Below are 23100 nucleotides of genomic sequence, written 5' to 3' on the forward strand. Positions count from 1 at the left end.
CATTTATAACTACAAGTTATTTTACTTCAACAAATATCCGTTAACATTTTTATCATTGGTTTTTAGAGTTAGAACAGACTACATGCTATTTTACTCTCATTCGTATTATTATTTCGTTATCTCATAAGATCAAAGAGTCGATTCCAAATAATTATCAAGATATTCAATCGTTAAAAACCCGCTCTTTTTTTATGTTAAAGAATAATTGTCTATACCTATTAATTAATATGGATTATATTATTAGACCATTTTTAATTGGTATAAAACATAAAATATTAAAATATATATCAAAATAAAGAAGAACAAAAATAATAAAAGAATACAAATATATTAGACCCTTTATCGAAATGAGTTCTAACACCTTTTATAGCAAGCCTTCGAGCCTTTTCCCCTGTATCCTTATATCATAGTTTCCACTTGTGCTCAGCAAAACAATCATTATTTTCACATGTGCACAAGATGAAAAATGATAGATTCAGAAACACACAATCTTATAAAAAGGATATAAACAAATTCACAAGTGTACTAATGGAACAAGTTTAACCATAAAAAAAGCCCACTCGATAAAAGTAGGATTATTTTAGGAGAAGTTAGTATTCATTCCATGTAATTAAAGGAATGATGGATGGTAAACCAAACACGAATAACCCTGTAAAATTTAAAAATTTTTACAGAGTTCCTAAATAGGGAAAAGAATCTTTTCTTTTTGCATAAAGGCTTCTACTTTTGCATCATGCACAATTCCATATGGTATTTTCTCTAAAGTAGCCTTTAAATGATTACGGAAGAATATCCGGAATACAGCTCCAATGGAATGCCATTTATATGTAGGTTTTTCTTTTTTCTTTTCGTGATATTGTTCTTCTATTTTATCAATGCATGCTATGAAGTAATTTTTTATGAATTGATCTCGTTGGAAAGATGTATTTCTTTCATCTTTCAGATATTTCAGCGCTCCAATCACTTCCTGGTTGAAAGCAATCATGACATCTCTTTGATCACGCGGTTTGTATTTGATTCGAAGGCCGTCTAGAAAATACGTCAGCTCATGGGAAAGCATGGCCATTAATTGGTCTACTTGGAATTCATCTGTTTTTTCTACCACACACTCTGGTTTTAAAGAAATCCACACTTTTCGAATCCACATTTGTTTCCCGCGAAATGAAATTCCATCGAATTGCACATTAAATAAAGATTCTAATACACTTAAAATCTGTCTAACACCTTTTGCGTTTTTATTTAACTGCTCTTTTAACGTTTTCATCGTTCTGCTCATTTTTACCGCTTCAAATGAGTCCCCTTCCATCTTGGATAAACCAGTACGAAATTGATTTAGAAGGGAGAATAATAGTTCAATACCTTCTGGATTGGAGGTGCGCACAAATTCCGCTAAAATATTCGTTTCCAGCAGTGCATGCGGAATAAGCAAATAATTTAACTCATGTCCCTCTTCCGGTTTGTTGTATTTTTCTACATCTTTCATTACCGTTACAGGCATACCAGCAGCATCCACCGTATTTTTAATAAAATGATATTTTTCCAACCAGCATTTGCCGCTGTATAAGGTACTATAGGAGATATTTAGCTTTTTGGACCAATGTGCTAGATTATACTCCCGCAATATACCGCGGCTATTATTTTCGACATCCAACTGTTTCAGCATGGTAAGGTAAACAACGTAGCTGGATGCTGGAGGACGAGAGAAGGATTCGTCTCTCATAAAACGAAATTCATTTAATATCGATTGGTGCATTCGAAAACCATCTATCATCATTTTGTTTTTAGACATACTTCTCCCCTTCTCTCATTGTTTTTATAAATTATAGCAAAGAAGTTTTTTGTAAAATCTCTCTCTTTAATTAGCGATTTTTGAAAGATGCACAAACGCTTGTATCCCTTGTCCCACAAGCACTCAAAAAAAATAGTTAAAAAATTTGTGTGACAGGAAACGTCATCCATTTATGCTTTTTTATCACCATGTGACAGGAAACGTCATTTTTACCCTTTTTGAAAATAGGGTTTAATCCTTTTATATCAACCTTTTGGAGTAAGTTAGAGATTACATAGTAGAATTTTTATAAAAACGTGCACAAAAAATTGTGCATATTTGTGTGAGAGGAAACGTCATTCTTTCTTTTTGTGCATGTTAGAAGGATCTTAGTGGAGGAAAAAGCTAATTAAATAAAGACAAATCTACTGATTTATATGCGTAGTGTGAGAGGAAGCGTCATTCTAGTAAGTGCAGATAATTATATAGGGCCTTATATTAAAGAGATAACCTGACATTTTCGATTAAAAAGGACGATAGCTTGTGCATAATGTGAACCAAACGTCATAAAGGAATGCACTCAACAAATATTTTCTTATTGAATAGCACTTAAGGTAATAAATTCTGTGCGCGGTGTGAAAGAAAGCGTCATTCTAGTGAAGTGCACAATAAAATAAATGGTCCTAATATAAAGGAGAGAGCAACATGACATTTTCGATATAAAAAGGTCTATATTTGTGCATAATGTGAACCAAAACGTCGAAGAAGAAGGTATTCAATATTCTTCTAACTTTTTGTATAGTTCTTCTGGTAATAAATTCTGTGCACATTGTGAAAGAAAGTGTCATTTTAGAAAGGTGCATAGAAAAATATATGGAACTAATGGTAAGGAGAGTAACAAGACTTGAAGATAAGGAACATTGCTTGTGCATAATGTGAACCAAAACGTCAAAAAGGAAGTATTAAAATCTCCCTCTCTTTAAATATATTACTTCTGGTAATATATTCTGCGCATAGTGTGAGAGAAAGTGTCATTTTAGAAAGGTGCATAGAAAAATATATGGAACTAATGGTAAGGAGAGCAACAAGGCTTACTAAACTAAGTATCACTTATGGAATCCCAATAATTACTCTTGTAAAAAGCTAGCGCTATTTTGTAAACTAGGGATAAATTCTACAAACTGTCTTTCTATTAGTTTTATGATAAAATGGTTTTTATGGAAGTTTTTAGGGGGGTTACCATGGATATAAATTTCTTTTGGATTGCAGTAGGATTAGCTGCCTTTGGGTATTTTATAGGTGATGGGTTAAAGAATTTTAGTAAACCACAAAAAAAAGTAGGTTACCCTCATTTAATTAAAGAGAAAGATATCCATTTTTATTTTAATTTAAGTAAGGGGGAAGTCGAAGAATTGTTAAACAAATATCCTGATGCTCCTAAAATAGAGCTTAAAGGGACTACATATTATCCTTATCAACAATTAATAGATTGGTTATCTTCAAATGACATTTATAAGAGCTAATGGTGATGTTATTAAAATGATTGTTCTTTTTATTGTCATAAGACTCATTATGTTAACTAACCTCTAAAAAACTAAAAGAGGCTGGGACAAAACCCACCTCTAAGATGAAAAAGCCGGTGAAATTTTACGTCGAGTAAAATTTCACCGGCTTTGATTATTTTTTGAATAAAAATAAGGACCACTTCTGATAAAATAAAGTTACCACACCAAATTCCATCCGAAAGAAGGGTCCTTATGTTTAAAAATTATAACATGAATCAATTAGTTTTACCTTTAGATTTAGAAGTAAAAAAGTATTCCTGACGAAGCCTTCGAACTATTTCTCCGTAATGAGGGCTGTCCTGCCTATCATCCACGCATGATGCTTAAAATTATCTTATGTGCCTACACACAATCTGTCTTCTCAGGGCGCAAAATTGAAGCCCTATCAAAAGATAGTATTCGTATGATGTGGCTAGCTCAAGGGAATGAACCGAGCTACCGCACCATCAACCGATTCCGTGTTCAATCAGAAGTGAAAGATTTAATTCGCCAATGTTTCGTCCAATTCCGTTGCCAATTGATCGAAGAAAAACTTATCGAACAAGAAGCGATTTTCATCGATGGTACAAAGATTGAAGCGAATGCGAATAAATTTACGTTTGTCTGGAAGAAATCGATAGAGAAATATCATCAAAGTTTAATTGAAAAGTCAAACCAGCTATACAATGAGCTCCTTGAGAACGAAATCATACCTGAAATGGAACGTGAAAGCGAGGAACAGTTATCAGTGGAAGAACTCTCACAATTGGTTCAAAAAATCGACGATGTCGTAAACGAGTATGATAAACAAATGGAAACATCATCAGACGTTTCAGAACGAAAAGCCTTAAGAAGTGAACGCAAATATCCGAAACAAGTGCGTAAGCAGTTGATTGATTTTGTCTTACGGAAGCAGAAATACCAACGAGACTTGGAAATATTTGGCACACGTAATAGCTATTCAAAAACGGATCCGGATGCGACATTTATGCGAATGAAAGATGATTATATGCAAAATGGACAATTGAAAGCTGGTTACAATGTACAAATCGCAACGGAAGGTCAATACACGCTTGCCTATAGTTTATTTTCAAACCCAACAGATACACGGACGTTAATCCCATTTCTAGATGAGATCGAGCAGCATTATTTCGAGTTAAACCAAAACATATTGTCGCAGATGCAGGTTACGGTAGTGAACAAAACTTTAATGATATCCTTTCAAACAGAAAACGGGAAGCACTTATTACGTATAACATGTATTTGAAGGAACAAAAGAAAAAGTACAAACAACACACATTTAATCCCGACAACTGGGAGTATGATGAAGAAACAGATACCTATACATGCCCTAATCAAAAACGTCTTAAATTTCAATATCATTCTATCCGTAATGACCGAACAGGTTTCCAACGGAAATTCAAAATCTACGAGTGCGAAGACTGTATGGGATGCCCATTCCGTTCATTATGTACAAAAGCAAAAGAAGGAAACAATCGAAAACTAATGGTGAATGAAAATTGGGAACAGCAAAAAGAATATGTAAGATTGAAGCTTTCAGAAGAAAAAACAAGTGCCATCTATCGAAAACGGAAAATCGATGTGGAACCAGTTTTTGGATTCTTGAAGGCTAATTTGCGTTTCGTTCGATTTTCTGTACGAGGAAACTCGAAGGTAGAAAATGAAATGGGCTTCGCATTAATGGCAGTGAATTTAAGAAAATTCACTGCCAACAACTAAATACTAGAAGAATTTACACGTAAAAATAGAGAAAGGTGAATTTGAGTACGCTCAAATTCACCTTCTTCACAATTTGAAGCTAGTTATGTCCCAGCCTCTTTTTTAAATAACAATATTAATAAATAACTATTAATATAACAGATAATAAAACAAATAGAATCAATAATGAAATAAACAAATAACCTGCAATTCTAACAAATTTGGGAAAAGAACGGATATTATAGTTTTTTATTCCTATTTTATCATCTGTTGCTTTCTGTGCATTCGCAAATTCTTCTGGAACAAAAACCTCATCATCATTTAACATATACTTGTCATCTTGTTTTTGAGTTTCATGTTTTTTTATCGTTCCCACCACTTTCAGCACATTCAGTAATAAAATAATTATATTGTATTTAATTTACTATTTCAACGTCTGCATCTTTTACTACTTCTTCAGTATATTCGCTCCAATTTTGTTCTAATTCATTTTGTGATATAGCTTCATTTTTTTTCTGTTCTTCTTCAACCTTTTTTTCTATAAGGGGACCAATTGACAAAGAATCTTGATATGCTTTAGATGCATCTTCAATTCAATATTCTTCTTCACGAGAAGTTCCAATGATTTCATTGAAGCTTTAGTTTGTTCAGCAAATGCTTTTTCTTCATTTAAACTAATAGATAAACCTTGTGATACTGCTTCTTTAACCAAACTAGTATTAGATATTATATTTGAGTTCTTTCTTTATCAGACAAGCTCAATGGCCGTTTGAATAAAATCAATAATTTGTTTATTTTCTTCAACTTCTTGATTAACTTTATCATTTACTACCATTGCAGATTTATTTCCTTCAGCAGAATCAATAAGATAATTAGGCGGCTTTCTCCCAAAAATGTTTACTAAGTAAAAAGGAAGTAAGGTGAAAATTATAAAAATAATTCTGTGCACAATGTGAGAGGAAAAGTCATTATGAAATAAAATTAGTGCACAAAACTAAGCGTGTTATTTAAAATTTTTGAGGTGAATAATTTTATCGTGTGCATATTGTGAAAGGAGACGTCAGAAGAAAAATGACGGATGCACATTCTAGTAAATCCTTCTATACAAAACAAAAATTATCATAATTATTTTATTTATATGGATCGATTTTCTTTTTTCGCAACAACTAAAATAACATTTCTGTCCGTTTATTTTCCTTTAATCGTTAAAAAGAAATTTGTAATTGTGCACGATGTGAAAGAAAGCGTCATTTTTTTAAATTTTATGCTAGTATTTTTTTAAACTATGTGTGTTCCTCTTCTTTGTATCTGTTGACAAAAGCAACAGGACTTTTAATAATAGTGGTAGATACATAGATAAATATACTTTTCTGACATTACTACTATATCCTCATATATTAGTTGATTGGGGCTAAAGACATGACTCTTTTTGTTGGACTTAAGGAAGCTGGAGAAATTCTTGGATGGGATCGAAGGAAAGTTTCCACCTATTATATTCGTGGAGTATTTCCAAGTCATTTAGAGGTTCTATCAAGCGGACCAGTATGGTTTAAGGAACAGATAGAATATTATAGACTTACAAAAGAGAAACAGATACCGTTTTATTATTATGACGGAAATACCATCTTTCAATGTTTCTTTAATCAAGAGCAAATAAAGACAGAACTGACTTTAAAGTATTTAGAAAAACTAGAAAGCAACTATATTTTATGGAAAGCTGAAGATGTTCAATCCCTTATGGAAGCTATTTTACAGCAGCTGCCCCTTGTTCGTTTCTTTTCTCCTGGAAGTATTAGCATTATACATGACTTGGGTATTCTACCGAATGACCTATATTTATACTATTTAGAAAATTATGCTCCGGATGCTTTTCATCTCTACAACACAAATCATACTAATTAGGTGATTCCATGACAGATACAAATGATATTCAAAAACGTTTTTTACAATTTGGAAAAACTACCTTTGGGGATTTTCCATCGCTTCTTAAACAATGGAAAAAAGATATGAAAAATTTATTGAAAGATGAGGCGAATTTTGAACCTTGCCAGTCTTTAAAGGCCTTTTTGGTAATAATTGATCAAATAGCAGCAGAGCATCACCTATCAATGAGTAATATGAATGAATGGCTGCATATTTATGAAAAGCAAATTCGTGACTTTGTTATTCCTTATATTGATTTGGATTCCACTGATAATAAAAAGAAAAAGAGTACGAATAGAGATTTAATCTCTTCTCTATTAAATCAAAGTTTTGTGGAATCTGGTTCCGCTATTCTTTTTCATAAGATTAGAGAAACAATCAGCAAGAATGAATTTGATTTAAATGATGCCCTTCCCACCGCTAAAATTAAGGAAAAAGTGATTGAGGCAACCGCACAAGTGCGGACTACAAGTGATTATCCAAAGCTCTTATCCAGTCAAGAACTTAATAAATGGAATCACTTGACCGAACAGGCCCTAACTTCGATGGATGACTTAACGGCAGATATATTTGATATTATCTCGATTCTTTGGATGAAGCAAGCTGCTCATAAAGATCAAATGATTAAGTTTCATACGGACGACGCTCTTAATTTAAGACAAGTACAAGGCCGTTCCAATGATGAAGGCTATCAAACCGGCTATCGTAAAAAAGAACGGGATGATATTATGAAGCGGCTGGCGGCTCTTACGACGATTTGGGTGCGTATAGAACGGGACAACTTAAAATTAATCGATCCGGAAAGTGGGCAGATGGAAGAGTATGGGCATGTTCAGTTTAACCCTCTCTTTGTGGTTGACAGTGTAAATGTTGCTTATCGGGGAGATAAGCCGATTGGTATATATGAGTGCAGCATACGTCCTGGGGAATTATTATCGAATTTCTTATATGGCGCTAAAAAAAGCAGCGGTTTATTGGCGCTTAAAACGCTTCACTATCATCCAACGAAGCAAAAATATCACAAGCGCTTAGCAAGATACTTATCCTGGCAATGGAGAATTCGGCAAAAAGGCGCAGATTATTTAAGACCCTACCATATCGGCGGCGATAAAGGCCTTTTAAATGTCATGGGCTTAGAACCAAATGCGCGTTATGGTTCGAGGATGAAGGAGCAATTTGAAGAAATCTTGGACACCCTGCAGCAAGATGGCATTATTAAAGCGTGGGTTTATCAAGCAAGTGATTGGACCGAGGACATTATGGAGAGAGAACGAAATTGGTTCGGCAATTCTTGGCTAAAAGCGCGAGTGCAGATCATTCCTTCTGATGATATTACACTAAAAGATGTTGATCTATTAGATGAATTCTCTTTAGAAAGCAATACGTATAAGGCTGTTAACTTCTCCTCTCTTTTAAAAGGCATGTCGGCACCAGAAGAAATTGCTGTAGCTTCCATCGAAACAAAGGAAATTATTGTAACACCAGAATTAATGAAAACAACGAGAAAGAAAAATAAAATTAGTTTAAGTGATGCTGCCAAGAGTATAGGAATATCGCATAGCACCCTTTCTCGCTTTGAAAGAGGCTTGATTAAACGTCCCCTTTCGGAAAATCTGGACAGAATGAAAGAATGGATTAACCTTTTGGATTAGTTTTTAATTATGTTGTTTTTTCTTTTAGTAAAGAGGAACTTCCATTTGAAGTTCCTTTTTGTGTTCTCCAATGAGAGTTTAATGGATCATTTGTAGCTTTAAAATAAATTTTGATTAAAAGGAATACACAAACACGTATTCTATATTAAATAAAAAAGAAAACATTTTGAAAAAAGATTGACCAAAATGTTTTCTTTCTTTGTGAGTAGTATTCAGTTTTTATCAAATTGTCAGATCATTTAGTATTGTGGGTCTTAACAAAAGCACTTTGTTAGTCAAAACTATAGATATGAAAGTTGTAGGCCTACTCCAACCTCTTTTAGAGGTGCAACTGTTGAAAGAGCTACTTTAGAGTGGAAATCTGTACAATGGCAAGCATGAAGTATAGTAGGTTTAAGTTCATTAATATAATGGACTGTTTTTTCTAACTGTTTTTTTGTTGGGTTAATCAGGTGAAATCCTCCAATAATATCAACTACTCTTTCTTCCTGACATACTTCTTTAGCGTATTCAATAATGTTACATATTCCAGAATGTGCACACCCTACGATAATGACTAGCCCTTTTGAAGATTTATATACTATTGCTGTATCATCCTGAATGTAGTCGTTAATTTCTCCTTGATCTGTAACAACTTGCCCTATAAAATCTTTTCCTTCAAAATCAAATATTCTATTAATTTCCCCTAGAAATACTAATCGATCGGTTAGCCATAATGGATCTTTAGTTAAACGGATTGGAAAGTGTTTACTTAACTTTTCATGAGATAAGATACTACCTATCTCTCCTATGGGATCAAATAGTTTAGTATTAAAAACCAACGGATGCCCAATAACTGTGGGAGTATTGTACATCATTTTCTCATTTTTAGCTTCCATATGTAGTCTAATTAAGTGTGTTAGTCCCCATGTATGATCCACATGTCCGTGTGATAAGGCGACATAATCGAGGTCTCTTAAATCAATTCTCATTTTTTCTGCATTCTTTATAAAGACTTCAGAGTATCCAGTATCAAAAAGAATTCGTTTGTCCCCTTCTTCAATAAAAAAGGATATTGCCGGTTCTCCTAAAAAATATCGATCTATAAAAGTATTATTATCTACTAAAACGGATAATTTCATATAATATCACCTTATTATATTTTTGTTCATTATAGCAGATTAAAATAAAATGTGTTTTATATAATTTATTTTCTCTTGAGCTATGCATAACCGTTTTTATTGCACCAACCTGCTTTGTTCTTGAGTTATATTGTGAAAAGAGCTATTAATTCGTAATTTTTATATTGAAATAAATACTTAAATACAACTTCATATGTTGAAAGGTTTTTTAGTTGTCAGAAATTAAATGAATCAACTTAATCAAAATCAAAATGGATTTAGTTTAATTCTTGTTTAACTAACGCACCATGCCGAAAATTTAGATTTTCCATGCACCATTTTCTATTATTAGAATTTCTTCTTGATTTAATAATCCGTAGACATTCATGGAGCTATCGCCAACCATAATATCTTCATGAACTGTTGATCGATTCATACCTAGCTTAGTTAGTTCTTCTTCCGTTTTTAACCCCACCCAAAATATTGTCAATGTATGCTTGAACTAATGCAATATGACAAGCTGTATTTTCATCAAATAAGGTACTTCTGAGGGTGACTTCCGTTTTTGCGATACTCGAATTTGCTGAAACAAGTGCAACTTCGCCATGCATTCTAGCCCCATCATCCGTTTGAAGAAAATCAAGAACGACATGTGTTTTGGTTCGATTCATGTAACTTTTCCATTTTCAAAGAACAGCTTTAAATCTTGAATAGTCTGTCCTGATAAAATAACCGGTTTTGTGATGGTAACATACCCATTCACCTGATACTTATTTGGCGTTGTCCAAACTTCTTCAATAGGGATATTAGACATGAATTCTTTTCCGTCTTTAGTCGTTTCTGATTTACCTAACCAAACATGATTTTAGACTAAAGAAACAAATAAGTACTACTATACACCCTATGTCTCTTCAAACCTAAAGAAAATATCCTAATGTAATTGAATTTCTGCATTGCTTTTAGCTGTTTATTCCTTAAAATGACTTATTAACATAAATAAAGTAAAATTCTCTAGATCATTCGAAGATAAATTTATTTTGCACTAGTCTCCATTTTAACAAGTCTGCTTTTAAATAAATTGATAAATACTTATTTTTGTAGAGTATATATAATGTATACTCTACGGTTACTCTATAATTATTTTATAAATGATTTCTAAAAGAGATGCTAACTTACCGTAGATAGGTATATTTATTTGGAGATACTCCAAATAAAAGCTCTTAATTTATGTGTATGCTAGTTGTATGCAAATCTATAAAAGAGCATGCGTTTTGCATACAAATGGAAAGTAAATGTTGCTTGCATTTTGTATGCTTATTTTTGACAAAAGTATGCAAAAAGCATACAATAAACCTATTAATCTAAAATATACCAATACTTCCAAGGAGGAACGATATGTCTAGATTTGTTTCAATAGATATCGGTAATGATGCTGTAAAAGGTTTTTTAGGAAATATAGAAAATAGAATATACATACCAAATGTAATTGCGGATTTAAAAGACCGTGAAATAGTGGAAATGGAAAAGGAAGCTATCAATGCTTTACATGTGGAGATTACTTCTTCTGCATTAAAACAAAAAAATGGATGTTTTGCTGTTGGAAAACTAGCTTCCAAATACCCTAATAACGATGAATTAACTCCTGATCAAGACAAGTCAGATAGTGATCAGCCAGTTATTTTGTTGTTAACTACGCTTGCATATGATGCAGTAAATAATTTTAAAGAAGAAGACGGAATTATTGAAGCGACTTATTATCTATCAACTGGTCTTCCGTTAGATGAAACAAAAAAAGGAAAGGCCAAAGAATTTCGTAAAAAGCTAAGATCAGCGCAGCATGAAATAAAATTCTTAAAAACACCAAATCTTGAGGATAAAATTGTTCGCATTAAATTTGAACAAGTGCTGGTAAATACCGAAGGTTTTGCTGCTTTTGTTGATTTAACAACGAATAATGATGGCTCCACGAAAAATGAAGAGCTATTAGGCAAAACCATTTTAATCAATGATATAGGTGGTTTATCTACAGATTCTGCTATTATTACGAGTGATGCTGAAGTAGATAATGAATATAGTGATGGAATTAAAAAAGGAGTATCTACTTACCTTGATAACATCATTAGAAAAGTATATTCAAACCATAAATATACAATAAAAAGCCGTCGTTCCCTTGTAGAGATTATTACGAATGAAAACCCAGAAGAACAATATCATATTTGGGTAGATGGCAACCGTGTATCGATTCAAAATATTATCGATGATGAATTATCGGTACTAGCTAAAGAAGAATATAAGTTGATCAAAGATTTATGGAGAAATGTTCCGGATATCCGCCTATCCTATCAAATCGGCGGTGGATCAGTAGTTTTAAAGCCATACTTAACGAAGTTTAACCAAAATGATAAGAATTACCCTCTTCGATTTGTTTCTGCAGATGAGAGTGTATGGATGATTGCAAGAGCTTATTTCAAAATATTAATGATGTATGCAGATAGTAAAGGCATTTCTATAAAAGAAGCTGCAGCGGCAAGTGAGTGATGTTTTGTGGATAATTTCGAACCAGGCAAGACAATATCCTTTCGATTGCCACACAATACACCGAAGTCCGTGAGTGATCACTTGAATAAGAGAAAAAAAGTATTAGGCAGGAAGTTTAGCAGAGAAATTGCTCCCCTATTCGTAGAAGCAATTGAAGATGCTGTGGTGGAAAATAAAACGATTGAGAGTGTGGAAATTCCCCTTCCTAAAGGTTTAACTCAAGACCAAAAGGAATGGTTGAATTCCCCTCATACAAAGTCTTTATTAAGTCAGCTGATTTACCAAGTGGTAAGTCAGCCTGGCACCCCCTTCCCTTTTTCTGTACCAGAAAAAGCTGCTGAACAAGTACCAAAACAAAACGCAGAGTCGTCTTTTAAGGTGGATTCTAAAATACAAAATTTCGCAAAAAAAACGTTTTTGAATTTTGATGACGACGACGATGATGATTAACCACCCCATCTTAAGGATGGGTTTTTTTATTACCGATAGTTAATTTATGCTGTTCTACTACCCTTTTTCTATTAATTTAAGTAATATATATATAGATTACATATCACTTGTGCACCACAATTATTCAAATGTTGACACATTTTTGTGGCCTATATGTATTTTATAATCTACTTGTTGAATACAAAACGAATATAGATGTAGATAAATTGTGCAATACTTATATACTACATAAATAATTTGTAGTCTGCATGTTAAATATGGTAATTATGTGAACTACAATAATTATATTTATGTAGATTACAAATAAGTTAACTATAAGCCGCTCATCACAAGTGATCCACAAAAAAACGGTATAGTTAATAATGTTTAATAAATCACTAAATGAATTCCGTGATTATAGACTACTAATTGAATAGGGACTATATATAAAGGTGTCTTGTGGAATCAAGTTAGTGTAAGGAAAAACAAAAATGTGGACTAAATGGGATCGGTGGTCTACAAGTAGATAAAAGTAAAAAAAGAATTTTAAGTAAAGGGTTAAAACTTCATGGGTGATTCTAGTTTACATAATGTAAAAAGAGAGGTGTTTACAGACGATTAGTTTTGCTGTTCTACTACCATTTTTTAATTTAAGCAATATATAGACTACTTATCACTTGTGCACTACAGTTGTTCAAATATCTGTTGCTTAAATGAACAACAAATGAATTAAACATAAGTCATCCATCATAAGTAGTTACAAGCGAAGCGATAAAGTTGAAAGTGTGGTTTATAATGGTTAGTTAATAAGTAATCAACATTATTTATTACTTGCAGACAATTTGTTAGATGTGGAATAAATGTGGAGTGGTCTTATTTATATATGTTATTATTTAAAAGAATTAATTGTAGACTATATGTGAAAAGTGATCTACAAGTAGATGCAAGAAAAAATCCAAGTATGTTAACTAGCTTAAATTATATATTAATTCATTGATAATTCTAATTTACATAATGTAATAAAAGGAGATGGATAAAATGAACTTTTGGAAAATTAGTGATTTTACAGAACAGATTAAAAATGTATATGAAAATGAAAAAATTCATATGAATACCATTGATGGATGGTTTAAAGCATTAGAAAATAAAAAAATTCACTATGTAAACCGTACAGAAGATACAAATGAAAAAGTATATGATGAATTAGATTTAAAAATAGCCGTTTTTATTAAAAAACGACGTGAAGAAAAGTGGTCATTAACTGCCATCTATGAGGACTTACATAACCATTTCGATTTAAGAATGTTTCCTGTAAATGAGGTGGGACAGGTTTCATTTGTAGGCGACATGGAGACCTTAAAAAAGCAATTAAGCGAAGAATTGAAAAAATCATTTGAACAAATAGCTGCAGCTCAAGTAGAAGAACTAAAAAAACACTATAATACCTTAATCGAAGAGATCCCTAAGTTGCCATCACTTGAGGAACAAAAAGAAATAAGATTTCAAGAAATGGTAGTGAGAAGAAGGGTGGAAGCACATTTAGAAAAAGAAGCTTTACAAATGTGGTCTACAAAACCAGAGGAAGAAAGAGTGAAAAAAGTGGGGTTATTTCGTAAAGAAGAGGACATTGATAAACGGTCATTTTTTGTAAAGGAATATGTAAACAAGCACTATGAAGAAAAATTGAAAGAGGAATTGGGATTATAAAAGATGATAATTGACAGCTATAGATTAGAATTTTTCTGTATTTTTGAAAAAACAACTTGGTTTAATTTAGAAAACATATGGAATCACAATAAATAGAAATAATAAAACTAGACCTATGCCTGTTGAGAAATTCAACAGGCAATATTTGTTTGAGCAGATTATTGCTGTTGCTTTTTGTAGGTGTATCAATTAATAATAGTTGTTAAATGAAATAAAAAAATGTTTCAATACAATAATGTCCAATAACGCCAGGAAGGTTATTCTATGATGGGGGTCATTTAGTGAAGATGGATCTTAAAAGGATTAAGAGAAAATTTTATTATCATGTCAAGCAATCTGGTTAGAGAGAGCTTTTATTAAGTACGGTAGATTATGAAAGTAGAAATCTTAAAATTTCACCTAAAATGGTGCTAAATGGTAATAGATAAAAAGAATTATTTTTGAGAACCCGTTTTTCTAATGTTTTTAGTCCAGATCGTCCATAAGTCATTCGTTTTATTGTCTTTAACCGATTGATCTGTCCCTCTATCAAACCATTGCTGTATAGATACAAAAATGAGTTTCTTACTGCTTGAAAATCACTTCGAAGTCTAAGGGCATAAAAGTAAAAAGGATTTTTCTTTGTATTTGGAAAGTAAAAAATGGTTCTTACGGAAGTTTGGTGGTCGGATATTTTGGATATTAGATTAGTATAATAATCTAAAAGAAGCAAATGATAGATGATTTCCTGGTCCGCCCCAGATCCACACTTGGAACTCGTTCATGTTGCTAATGTAGGCGATTTATTGATCCTTACTGTGAAAAGTATACATACCTCTGCTTGTTGTCCAAGTTGCCAAAGAATAAGTACACGGTCTCATAGTCGATATAGCCGCAAGGTACAAGATCTACCTATCAGTGACCAAGCCGTTTTGTTATCCATTGTTCAACTAACAAATATTTCATGGAACGAATTGAAAAATGCTTGGTTCCTACTTAGGAAATAGATAGTTTCTACTTTCATTATTTTTTATACCTTAATCCTGCTTAAACATACTAGTCGGCTATTTTTATTGTTTTATGCTCCGTCTGTATCATAAATATCATCCTTAGCATTGTTGCACAGTTGGAAAAGTCCACATCGCAAACTATGGCATTGGAATAGGTGATTTAATATCAAATTCGCTATAAGATTAAAAAATAATGATGATGTGTGTATAGGTAAGTTAGGGTTTATTCATATATAATTTTACGCATCTATAATATTGATGAATATTTAAAACGAAAAATTCACTTTAGAGGGTAATTCACAAGATGATTCTTTTTTTCTAAACTCCCATTAATCTTTCGTAGGTTCGTCAATAAACGGCTAAATTAAGAAAGGTTTGTTAATAATACTAATGAAGAGGTTCATTGATAAGAAAGAATGATTAGAGAGGTGGAAAAGGGGTTGGCAGATCCAATAAAAAGTCTTGTATGCGGACATAAGATCCCAATGGAATTTGATCAGGAGAAAGTCGAGTTAATTGGCAAGTAATTGATTTTAATGAGCTTGATGCAATAAGTAATGAAGCTGAAATAAAAGAATTATACTCCAGTATGGAACTATATTATTATTATTATGAAACTGATTTTTGATTCTATATCAGTGAAAAAAGATTACTTAATAAAAAGGATGAACTAAATGGTTCACCCTTTATTAAACAATAGGTATTAATTTTTACGTGGAATGAAAATATTATAATTATGTTCTAGCTCATTCAATAAGCGGTTATGATTGATACTATTTGGTTCCACTGGTTCAAACTTGCCGAGTTGCACTAACTCAGAAAGACTCGTTACAGTGGTCATTACTGGCAAACGATTATAAGGTTTAAATTGGGTGTAAATACATTTTCCTCTGTTAGTTCCCTCTGTCATAGGGTTTATTGGGCGATAGGCAATTTTGAAATTACTGCTTAATTCGTAAATAGTTTTTTGATTAATTGGCTGAAGATTTTGGAATAAATCTTTAATGTTTCCTGGTATATTTGAAGATTGATATAAACAATTTGCAATATGGTCTCCTTTACCAAAACCAGCAACAATTTTAACAATATCTTGATAGGTAAAAACATCTGTAAACTCTCTTGCCGTATTACCAGATCGTTTTCCAAAACAAATACTTACACCTACAAACATTGACGCAGTTGCATTCTTCTTCCAACCATTAGCCCAGTTTGTACAATCAGTGACAAGTCTATTAAATCCATCTTCTCCAAATTCTTCAATGACCCGAGTATGAGAATACCAATTTCCATAGTAGTCAGCACTACTTAATTTAGCTGAGATTTTAATTGGTTCGGAACCTTCCAAACGAATTATTACGTCTGTTTTTGAACCACTACTTCCAACCCAATCAACACCAAGTACTCTTGCACCAAATCGGATACCTTCATTTCGCATCCATTCAGGAAGCGTATCAGGTACATGATAATTAGTAGAAGAGAGTGATTTATGAATTGACGATACAATATCACGTTCAAATTTATCCGTCTTTTCCGACATAGAAAACCCCTCCATTCAATGAAAATTGAGCAAATTATCCCAATTATATATTATACTTTTTAGGAAATAAATACTATTAAAATATTTGCTGGCCTTTTTTGAGAATAGATGATACAATTAAAATAGTAAGGAAGGGGTGTTCTTAAATGACAGAAGAAAGGGAAAAAGGTGGCAGAGGTAAATTTAAACCTGCTCCAAATCTTTGTCAAGAAGAAGTAAAGCGCATCTTAATGGAAAAAATTGAAGAAGAAAAATCGTTAATTATAGAGAATGATGCAGACGAAGAACTGCTAACAGAAATAGAGTATAAAGATGATAAATTCAATGTTGTTGGTCTTTTCTCGGGGTGTGGGGGACTTGATCTAGGATTTGAATTAGCTGGTTTAGCTGCTGTGATTGGTGAAGAAAATGCTATGAAAGCTTTCAAAGAAAAAGATTCTTACAATTTAGTTAGGGACCAAAGTGTGTTTCATACTGTCTATACAAATGATATTTTTACTGAAGCAAATTGGACTTATGTGAATAATTTTCCTGAACATGTGGTTCAGCATCAAAAGGATATTCGCAAAGTCGCTCATTTCCCTATTTGTAACATAATGTTAGGAGGATTCCCATGCCCTGGTTTTTCAGAGGCAGGACCACGTTTAATTGATGACGAACGGAATTACTTGTATATACATTACATTCGAGCGTTAATGCAAACGAAGCCGGAATTTTTTGTTGCCGAAAATGTAAAAGGAATGATGACACTTGGGAACGGTGAAGTTGTTAAACAGATTGTTGAAGATTTTGCTTCAGCTGGATACAAAATTAAATTCACTTTAGTTAATTCTCGTGATTATGGGGTTCCTCAACTTCGTGAACGTGTTATTATCGTTGGTGTTCGTGAAGATTTAGACTTTGAATATCATTTTCCTAAACCAACACATGGTGAAGGATTATTACCTTATGTAACGCTTCGTGATGCTATTGGTGACTTAGAAGAAGACCCTGGAAAATACTTTTCTGGTTCCTATTCAACTATTTATTTATCGAGAAATCGGAAGAAAACCTGGACGGATCAAAGTTTTACTATACAAGCTTCAGGGAGACAAGCTCCGTTGCATCCTGGTGGAGAACCAATGGTGAAGTTAGGAAAAGATAGTTGGGAAATGGTAGGAGAAAATCGCCGATTATCTGTTAAAGAGATTGCTCGGATTCAGACGTTCCCTGACTGGTGGGAATTTAGTTATGGGAAGTCCGGTTCTGAAAGTAACCGCTTAGATAAAGTTTATAAACAAATTGGCAATGCTGTTCCTGTATTACTTGCAAAAGCAATTGCACAGCCTATAGCAGATTATGCAGCAAAACAGATTCAAAATGGTTATGAAACTGTACGAAGAGAACTACAAGTAACTTTATTTTAAAAAAATGGACGGAGCCTCATGCTCCGTCTTTTTATGTCTCTATAAATTAACGTTGGTCTTTATTCTCTCTCGTTTTTATTTCTTCCATTTTGTCAAAAAAACTATCTTCTACATCAATATCAAGGTAGTTTGCAAATTTCACCAAATAGGCTATACAATCAGCTATTTCTTTGCCTATATTTTCTTTGTACATTTCTTTAACAAGCTTGAATGCCTCATCTTCGCTAAGTTCTTCTTCTTTTACAAGTTTACGTGTTTTATTAAAAATCGATCTAAATTCTTCAGCAATTTCGCTTACCTCTGTAGTAAGAAGCATAAAGTTATTTAACAATGATGATTTTGATTCTTTAAAATTATTATTAGAAATTTCCCAGTTCATTTCTCTTTGAAAATCTTTTAAAAATTCTTGAATGTTTCTCAAAATAGCACCTCTAAGTTATTTAATAGTTATTAATGGTCTTATTCCTTTTGCAATAAAAACTTATCTAATCTATTGCATTACTTGAAATACATTTCAGATGGCATTGGAGGTCGAAAAAATAATCATAATTTAATGTATATAAAGTACTAGAGATTGTTTATAAACCTATTGTTGTTATTTAAATTAAATCAATAACGTGATCTCCATCTACTTAGCATGATTTTAATCTGGAAACTTCAATTACTTAATCTGAAAAGGATGAGGTAGTTACAAAATATCCTTTTTTACTCCTTTATTCCTGCAAACAGACAAAAATTCATGAATTTCACTCTTTTTTATTAATATACTTTCTGCGCAGCACTTATTTTGAACTGTTATTTTGCACCGTACTTTAGATAAAGTCTTAAATATAAAACCATCTATTCATCTTTACTTGTAGGAATGTAAATCCTATCTTTCCTTCGCCTGATTTTAGCTTCTACTAACCTATATGAGTTCATCTATAAAAGAATCTTTTTCAATAGTAAAACGCAAAAAACGATGATATCCAATAATTCTTAAACTTTTGGAATCATTTTGCTCGTTTTCTTCGATAACTCTTCATTATAAGAAATCATAATTATATCTTAAATCAAATCAATAAGTACGAACATATTTTTGCCACTAAAATAAAATTGTTTAAAAATTGTAGATTAGTTAATTTTAAATATTCAATAGTTGTATTGTTGTGAATACCATTATATGGGATTTTAGCGTGAAAATGATATGAATTTCTTGGTATATTCTCGCATGTATATACCGATCGACTAATTCTCTTTTTTATTTCTAATCGATTTCGTGATGGGAATTTCAGTGATCCTTATCATGACTGCACTGGTAGAAAGTTCACTTTTAAAATATGCCCCAAATTTTCTCCTGTAAGATTAATCTTAATTAAAAGCCAAAATCATCTTCATTTATAATGCAAATAAACAAGAGTAATAAGATGATCAATTAGATCGTATCAAATATGCTGCTTTGATAGAAATTTTTTAAAATTGGAGCCTTCAGCAGCTACAATCATCTCTACAAAAAGATATCTTCTAACTATATATGGTTATGATTCTATTAAAATAATCAATCTTTTGTTTTAATGTAAAAAAATAATAAAAGTATGCATGAACTTATTACTTTATAAAAGAAAAAATCTAATGTAAGACTGAAAATGCTATTTTAAAAATAAAAATGAACTTATATAGGTAATTATAACTAAAAATGAAGTATAATGGATTTTAGGGAAGGTTATGGAAAGTGGGGATAAAATGAGTAAATTTCAAAATGAGCAAGAAATAAGAGCACTATTTGTACCTAACAACATAGTTACCTTAAATGGGATAGAATATAAAATTTTGAGGTGCGAAAAGCCAAAAGTCAATGGTAGTAGAGGTGAACCAAAAACAGATGCCTATATTTTATTTGAAGATATACACTATAGGCAAAAGCGCGAAATAAAATTAACAATCAAAAAGGCAAACGCAGATTTTTTGGAAAATAAAGTACGCCCAGAAAGGGCGGAAGTAATATTTGGACCTCAATGGAAAGAAAAAATTACTTCATATATTAAGTTGATTAAAGAAAAGTTTCTTGAAAGAGAAATTCTATATAATAACGGAAGATACAAGGGTAGTATTACTCTGGGATGGAGATTTGAAATTGTTAATAAGACAAACGGAGAGTTATCTGCTAAAGCAAATTTAAATTATACTGAACTGTTAGAAGTTTATTCAGGTCCTAATCTAGAGGAAAATAAGAAGAATGCAAAAATTGGAAAAGATACAATTCCTACACCAGAATCTGGCGTTGCTGATTATATAGTTATTTGTACAGAAAGTTACTTTAAAAATGCTCAGGATGTAATAGACTCGATCCAACTAATTACCGAATACATAAAAAACAATCAAACAGTTTATTTTGTATGCAAAGCATTAAATTACCTAACATTTGAAGATAAAATTGAAGGGAACCGTTCCCTATCAGTATATATTAATTGGGAAAACAGGGGTGGAAGATTAACTCCTGAATTTGTTTTTGACAATCCTCTCAGTAAAAATGGAAGCGAAATTCGAAATAAATTAAAACAAACCTTAGCAGAACTTTATATAAAAACAACTGACGACATTGGTGACATACATTTGAATCAAATTGAAAAGTCTAAAGAAATTTATCGAAATATCATGGTAGAAGATACATTCAATCTGTAAATAAATATCTCTAATTATAAAGTAACGGTCGAGCAACCTAATAAAACAAAGAATTTTTTTCAACTGATAAATAATCGGAGATTATCAGTTAAAGAAATTGCAAGAATACAAACATTTCCAGATTGATTTGAATTCAGTCAAGGAACGAATAAACGTATGAGTGAAAATAGCAAGTTGGAAATACAATACAAGCAAATGGAGTGCTGTTCCAGCATTACTTGTTCATGCAGTAGCAAAACCAAATGCAAAAATGGGCGGTTCATTATATAAATTAAATAAACATCTGAAATAATGGAAAATTCTATAAAAATTAAGTTGATAAAATTATTATAATGAATCAGAAAAAATAGTAATCTCTTTTTCATTAACTGATACTTTAGGGGAATTTTAATTATAAGTATAAAGATTGAGTGGATATAGGGGGGAGGATTTATGGTATATCGTGCATATTTTGATATTCCCGACCGAGATAAAAAACATTTCAAGGGAAGTTCTCCAGTGCTTACAGATAAATTGATCGAAGAGCTTCAGGGGGCATCGTCAATTTATATATCATTTTTTTTATTTAATAATCCAGGACTTCAAAAAGAATTAGAAATTTTAAGTAGAACTGGGTGTAAGGTAAAAATATATTCCTTGCCTTTGCAAGGATATGACAAAAGGAAGCTTACTATATACAAAAATAATTATAAAGAGAGCTTTTTATCGTCTAAATTTGAATATGCAAGTAAAATTTATAAAAGGATCGAAGAGAACGAAAATATAGAGTTAAAGTTGTTTCCACACACTTACGTGTGGTATACCCAAAAATTCTCTAGAGGCAAAGAGGCTTATAGCCTCCACAATAAATCAATCTTAGCAAGTTTTCCTGAAGGTTCTTTTAAATGTATTTCTTCATCTTGTAACTTTGCTTTAGGAGACCCCCCTCATAGCGAAAATTTTCTTGTGGTAGAGAATTGCCTAGATACACTAAAAATGTTTAAAGTGTATTTTACATTACTAGACAAACATACCTTTATTAAAGAAGAGTATTATAATTTTGCAAAAGAAAATTATGATTTTCAATATATAGTCAAACCATTTGACTGCAAAGATGAATTTAAGAATTGTTATTTCACAGCCCCATTTATAAAATACGATGGAATAGGTAGTAACCATTATGTACAAAGTCGAATAGTAAAATTTCTGAATGAAGCAAAAAATAAAATTTATATTTGTTCACAACATTTTAGCAACATAAATCCGTTTGACCGAAAATCATTAAGTATTGTAGAAGAATTAGCTAAAATAAAACAACAAAAGCCTGATATTAAAGTTAAAATACTTAAACAGACCCGTGCAAAAGACCAGGCACAAGGGAAACGAACACAAGAAACTGAAGAATTTCTTAGTAAGGTAGAGGGTGTTGATCAAAAATTTTGGAAACCTATTATCCATGACAAATTTATTATTGTTGATGATCAGGTCTTGGTATCAACTGCAAATTTTACTTCGACACAGTTTGCATGGAAAGAAGGGCATAAAATGAAATACGAAGTTTCTGGAGCTAAAAAAACCTATGAGGTTTATAATACATTTTCAGAAATAAACAGTTTTCATTTTATAGAAGATAAACAAATAGTTACTTCCTATGAAAACCATTTTAATAATCTATGGGACCAGGCACAAAATATATAATTAATTTAGTGCAGCAATGATTAAAAAAGATATTTGACTAAACCATTTTATCTAAGTTTAATTAATATGTAAATTTTTAAAAAAATCGTTATAAAAAATAATTGAAAAATAGAGACCTTTTCTAAACGGGGTCTTATTTAACTAAACATTCTTTCTTTGACAAAGGAGTTACTCTTAGTGAAATAGGATTTGGAGACAGTAGTGTGAAGATTATTAACTTTTTTAAAGTGAAATATATTGTTTTATATGGGTCTTGAACAGCTTCTAACGCTTTTATTGAATGACTAAAAGCATCTATTAGTGAGAGTATTCATAACGAGTTTATTCCTTATTTTTTACTTAGGTTCCAACTACTAAATATATAACAGTAGTGGAGATTATAAGATATTTTTATCTTTTTATATAAGTTGATAGAATCACTATAGGACACGTGTTGGTAATGCATGGTAT

Annotated in this window: 22 protein-coding genes and 1 pseudogene; 12 read left to right on the forward strand and 11 right to left on the reverse strand. The window is 31.8% G+C overall.

Features of this window, described 5'->3' with window-relative positions; translation table 11 throughout:
- Positions 1-679: 679 nt before the first annotated feature.
- The gene (locus ACTYBU_RS17105; protein WP_445491571.1) at positions 680-1789 is read right to left on the reverse strand and encodes a hypothetical protein; all 1110 of its coding nucleotides are present in this window, start codon (positions 1787-1789) and stop codon (positions 680-682) included.
- Positions 1790-3009: 1220 nt separating this feature from the next.
- Between ACTYBU_RS17105 and ACTYBU_RS17110 the strand changes: the two genes are divergently transcribed.
- Both ACTYBU_RS17110 and ACTYBU_RS17115 read left to right on the forward strand, forming a co-directional pair.
- The gene (locus tag ACTYBU_RS17110) at positions 3010-3291 is read left to right on the forward strand and encodes a DNA-binding protein (RefSeq protein ID WP_445491573.1); all 282 of its coding nucleotides are present in this window, start codon (positions 3010-3012) and stop codon (positions 3289-3291) included.
- 234 nt (positions 3292-3525) lie between these two features.
- Positions 3526-5049 (forward strand): annotated as a pseudogene (locus ACTYBU_RS17115) (IS1182 family transposase); the annotation flags it as partial.
- Between the two features lie 118 nt (positions 5050-5167).
- Here ACTYBU_RS17115 and ACTYBU_RS17120 read toward each other — a convergent pair.
- From ACTYBU_RS17120 to ACTYBU_RS17130, 3 genes are all read right to left on the reverse strand, one after another.
- Positions 5168-5419, reverse strand: a complete 252-nt coding sequence (locus ACTYBU_RS17120) for a hypothetical protein (RefSeq protein WP_445491574.1) — start codon at positions 5417-5419, stop codon at positions 5168-5170.
- Between the two features lie 28 nt (positions 5420-5447).
- Entirely contained in the window at positions 5448-5591 is a 144-nt protein-coding gene (locus tag ACTYBU_RS17125) for a hypothetical protein (RefSeq protein ID WP_445491576.1), read from the reverse strand.
- Between the two features lie 188 nt (positions 5592-5779).
- On the reverse strand, positions 5780-5980 hold the full coding sequence (locus ACTYBU_RS17130) for a hypothetical protein (RefSeq protein ID WP_445491577.1): 201 nt from the start codon (positions 5978-5980) through the stop codon (positions 5780-5782).
- A gap of 470 nt (positions 5981-6450) precedes the next feature.
- On the opposite strand from ACTYBU_RS17130, the gene ACTYBU_RS17135 reads away from it, so the two are divergent.
- Together ACTYBU_RS17135 and ACTYBU_RS17140 are read left to right on the forward strand one after the other, a co-directional pair.
- Positions 6451-6933, forward strand: coding sequence for a hypothetical protein (locus ACTYBU_RS17135; RefSeq protein ID WP_445491578.1), 483 nt, complete (start codon positions 6451-6453; stop codon positions 6931-6933).
- 8 nt (positions 6934-6941) lie between these two features.
- The gene (locus ACTYBU_RS17140) at positions 6942-8606 is read left to right on the forward strand and encodes a helix-turn-helix domain-containing protein (protein WP_445491580.1); all 1665 of its coding nucleotides are present in this window, start codon (positions 6942-6944) and stop codon (positions 8604-8606) included.
- Between the two features lie 281 nt (positions 8607-8887).
- Here ACTYBU_RS17140 and ACTYBU_RS17145 read toward each other — a convergent pair whose 3' ends face one another.
- The 4 genes from ACTYBU_RS17145 to ACTYBU_RS17160 form a co-directional block, all read right to left on the reverse strand.
- Positions 8888-9727, reverse strand: coding sequence for an MBL fold metallo-hydrolase (locus tag ACTYBU_RS17145; RefSeq protein ID WP_445491581.1), 840 nt, complete (start codon positions 9725-9727; stop codon positions 8888-8890).
- A gap of 298 nt (positions 9728-10025) precedes the next feature.
- On the reverse strand, positions 10026-10142 hold the full coding sequence (locus ACTYBU_RS17150) for an aminopeptidase (RefSeq protein WP_445491583.1): 117 nt from the start codon (positions 10140-10142) through the stop codon (positions 10026-10028).
- Positions 10143-10149: 7 nt separating this feature from the next.
- Positions 10150-10377 carry an aminopeptidase gene (locus tag ACTYBU_RS17155; RefSeq protein WP_445491585.1) on the reverse strand — a complete coding sequence of 76 codons (228 nt, stop codon included), beginning with the start codon at positions 10375-10377 and terminating at the stop codon, positions 10150-10152.
- Positions 10374-10520, reverse strand: a complete 147-nt coding sequence (locus ACTYBU_RS17160) for an aminopeptidase (protein WP_445491587.1) — start codon at positions 10518-10520, stop codon at positions 10374-10376. The genes ACTYBU_RS17155 and ACTYBU_RS17160 overlap by 4 nt, the downstream gene beginning before the upstream one ends.
- 581 nt (positions 10521-11101) lie before the next feature.
- Here ACTYBU_RS17160 and ACTYBU_RS17165 point away from each other — a divergent pair.
- The 3 genes from ACTYBU_RS17165 to ACTYBU_RS17175 all read left to right on the forward strand — a co-directional run bounded on the left by ACTYBU_RS17165 (position 11102) and on the right by ACTYBU_RS17175 (position 14380).
- A complete protein-coding gene (locus ACTYBU_RS17165; RefSeq protein ID WP_445491588.1) occupies positions 11102-12244 on the forward strand; it encodes an Alp7A family actin-like protein in 1143 nt (380 codons plus the stop codon).
- A gap of 6 nt (positions 12245-12250) precedes the next feature.
- Positions 12251-12694: a hypothetical protein gene (locus ACTYBU_RS17170; protein ID WP_445491589.1), complete on the forward strand. Its 444-nt coding sequence runs from the start codon at positions 12251-12253 to the stop codon at positions 12692-12694.
- Positions 12695-13711: 1017 nt separating this feature from the next.
- The gene (locus ACTYBU_RS17175) at positions 13712-14380 is read left to right on the forward strand and encodes a MerR family transcriptional regulator (RefSeq protein ID WP_445491590.1); all 669 of its coding nucleotides are present in this window, start codon (positions 13712-13714) and stop codon (positions 14378-14380) included.
- A gap of 370 nt (positions 14381-14750) precedes the next feature.
- Here the strand turns inward: ACTYBU_RS17175 and ACTYBU_RS17180 are convergent, their stop codons facing one another.
- Positions 14751-15092, reverse strand: a complete 342-nt coding sequence (locus ACTYBU_RS17180) for a transposase (RefSeq protein WP_445491592.1) — start codon at positions 15090-15092, stop codon at positions 14751-14753.
- Between the two features lie 7 nt (positions 15093-15099).
- On the opposite strand from ACTYBU_RS17180, the gene ACTYBU_RS17185 reads away from it, so the two are divergent.
- On the forward strand, positions 15100-15366 hold the full coding sequence (locus ACTYBU_RS17185; RefSeq protein WP_445491593.1) for a transposase family protein: 267 nt from the start codon (positions 15100-15102) through the stop codon (positions 15364-15366).
- A gap of 706 nt (positions 15367-16072) precedes the next feature.
- Here ACTYBU_RS17185 and ACTYBU_RS17190 read toward each other — a convergent pair.
- On the reverse strand, positions 16073-16906 hold the full coding sequence (locus ACTYBU_RS17190) for a hypothetical protein (RefSeq protein ID WP_445491595.1): 834 nt from the start codon (positions 16904-16906) through the stop codon (positions 16073-16075).
- Positions 16907-17052: 146 nt separating this feature from the next.
- On the opposite strand from ACTYBU_RS17190, the gene ACTYBU_RS17195 reads away from it, so the two are divergent.
- Positions 17053-18312 (forward strand): DNA cytosine methyltransferase, encoded by a 1260-nt coding sequence (locus ACTYBU_RS17195; RefSeq protein ID WP_445491596.1) that lies wholly within the window; start codon positions 17053-17055, stop codon positions 18310-18312.
- Positions 18313-18358: 46 nt separating this feature from the next.
- On the opposite strand, the gene ACTYBU_RS17200 is transcribed toward ACTYBU_RS17195, so the two are convergent.
- Positions 18359-18733 carry a hypothetical protein gene (locus ACTYBU_RS17200; RefSeq protein ID WP_445491597.1) on the reverse strand — a complete coding sequence of 125 codons (375 nt, stop codon included), beginning with the start codon at positions 18731-18733 and terminating at the stop codon, positions 18359-18361.
- A gap of 1283 nt (positions 18734-20016) precedes the next feature.
- On the opposite strand from ACTYBU_RS17200, the gene ACTYBU_RS17205 reads away from it, so the two are divergent.
- The 3 genes from ACTYBU_RS17205 (at position 20017) to ACTYBU_RS17215 (ending at position 22650) form a co-directional block, all read left to right on the forward strand.
- Positions 20017-20973: a hypothetical protein gene (locus ACTYBU_RS17205; RefSeq protein ID WP_445491598.1), complete on the forward strand. Its 957-nt coding sequence runs from the start codon at positions 20017-20019 to the stop codon at positions 20971-20973.
- A 160-nt stretch (positions 20974-21133) separates the two neighbouring features.
- Positions 21134-21265, forward strand: a complete 132-nt coding sequence (locus tag ACTYBU_RS17210) for a hypothetical protein (protein WP_445491599.1) — start codon at positions 21134-21136, stop codon at positions 21263-21265.
- 140 nt (positions 21266-21405) lie between these two features.
- On the forward strand, positions 21406-22650 hold the full coding sequence (locus ACTYBU_RS17215) for a phospholipase D-like domain-containing protein (RefSeq protein ID WP_445491601.1): 1245 nt from the start codon (positions 21406-21408) through the stop codon (positions 22648-22650).
- The last annotated feature ends 450 nt before the right edge of the window (positions 22651-23100 follow it).

Source organism: Niallia sp. 03133, from assembly GCF_052663225.1.

What these genes read in the sequence shown, in the direction of transcription:
- ACTYBU_RS17110 (WP_445491573.1), top strand. Translation starts at nt 3,010, where the DNA reads ATGGATATAAATTTCTTTTGGATTGCAGTAGGATTAGCTGCCTTTGGG.
- ACTYBU_RS17185 (WP_445491593.1), top strand. Translation starts at nt 15,100, where the DNA reads ATGATTTCCTGGTCCGCCCCAGATCCACACTTGGAACTCGTTCATGTT.
- ACTYBU_RS17190 (WP_445491595.1), bottom strand. Translation starts at nt 16,906, where the DNA reads ATGTCGGAAAAGACGGATAAATTTGAACGTGATATTGTATCGTCAATT.
- ACTYBU_RS17195 (WP_445491596.1), top strand. Translation starts at nt 17,053, where the DNA reads ATGACAGAAGAAAGGGAAAAAGGTGGCAGAGGTAAATTTAAACCTGCT.
- ACTYBU_RS17175 (WP_445491590.1), top strand. Translation starts at nt 13,712, where the DNA reads ATGAACTTTTGGAAAATTAGTGATTTTACAGAACAGATTAAAAATGTA.
- ACTYBU_RS17165 (WP_445491588.1), top strand. Translation starts at nt 11,102, where the DNA reads ATGTCTAGATTTGTTTCAATAGATATCGGTAATGATGCTGTAAAAGGT.
- ACTYBU_RS17150 (WP_445491583.1), bottom strand. Translation starts at nt 10,142, where the DNA reads ATGAATCGATCAACAGTTCATGAAGATATTATGGTTGGCGATAGCTCC.
- ACTYBU_RS17215 (WP_445491601.1), top strand. Translation starts at nt 21,406, where the DNA reads ATGGTATATCGTGCATATTTTGATATTCCCGACCGAGATAAAAAACAT.
- ACTYBU_RS17160 (WP_445491587.1), bottom strand. Translation starts at nt 10,520, where the DNA reads ATGTCTAATATCCCTATTGAAGAAGTTTGGACAACGCCAAATAAGTAT.
- ACTYBU_RS17135 (WP_445491578.1), top strand. Translation starts at nt 6,451, where the DNA reads ATGACTCTTTTTGTTGGACTTAAGGAAGCTGGAGAAATTCTTGGATGG.
- ACTYBU_RS17155 (WP_445491585.1), bottom strand. Translation starts at nt 10,377, where the DNA reads ATGAATCGAACCAAAACACATGTCGTTCTTGATTTTCTTCAAACGGAT.
- ACTYBU_RS17140 (WP_445491580.1), top strand. Translation starts at nt 6,942, where the DNA reads ATGACAGATACAAATGATATTCAAAAACGTTTTTTACAATTTGGAAAA.
- ACTYBU_RS17205 (WP_445491598.1), top strand. Translation starts at nt 20,017, where the DNA reads ATGGAAAGTGGGGATAAAATGAGTAAATTTCAAAATGAGCAAGAAATA.
- ACTYBU_RS17105 (WP_445491571.1), bottom strand. Translation starts at nt 1,789, where the DNA reads ATGTCTAAAAACAAAATGATGATAGATGGTTTTCGAATGCACCAATCG.
- ACTYBU_RS17145 (WP_445491581.1), bottom strand. Translation starts at nt 9,727, where the DNA reads ATGAAATTATCCGTTTTAGTAGATAATAATACTTTTATAGATCGATAT.